A 230-nucleotide genomic window follows, 5' to 3' on the forward strand; every position below is an offset into this window, starting at 1 on the left:
GATATGAAGGGCCTAATGGGAGACAGTTCAGATAATATCCCTGGTGTCCCTGGAGTTGGAGAAAAAACAGCGCTGAAGTTAATAAAGCAGTTTGAAACAGTAGAAGGTTTATATAAAAATCTAGGTGAAGTTTCAGGTAAAAAGTTAAAAGAAAAGCTTGAAGCAATCGAAGATAACGCCTATATGAGTAAAGAGTTAGCAACTATTGAATTAAACGCTCCAGTTAATAT

General features: G+C 35.7%; 1 protein-coding gene. It reads left to right on the top strand.

All coding sequences use genetic code 11. The features are described 5' to 3' along the window. Nucleotides 1-15 precede the first annotated feature (15 nt). Nucleotides 16-230: 5'-3' exonuclease H3TH domain-containing protein (locus AOA60_RS01105; RefSeq protein WP_305887027.1), on the top strand; the 215-nt coding region annotated here is incomplete at its 3' end.

Source organism: Pseudomonas sp. 2822-17 (assembly GCF_002742485.1).
Classification (GTDB): Bacteria; Pseudomonadota; Gammaproteobacteria; order Pseudomonadales; family Pseudomonadaceae; genus Aquipseudomonas; species Aquipseudomonas cyclaminis.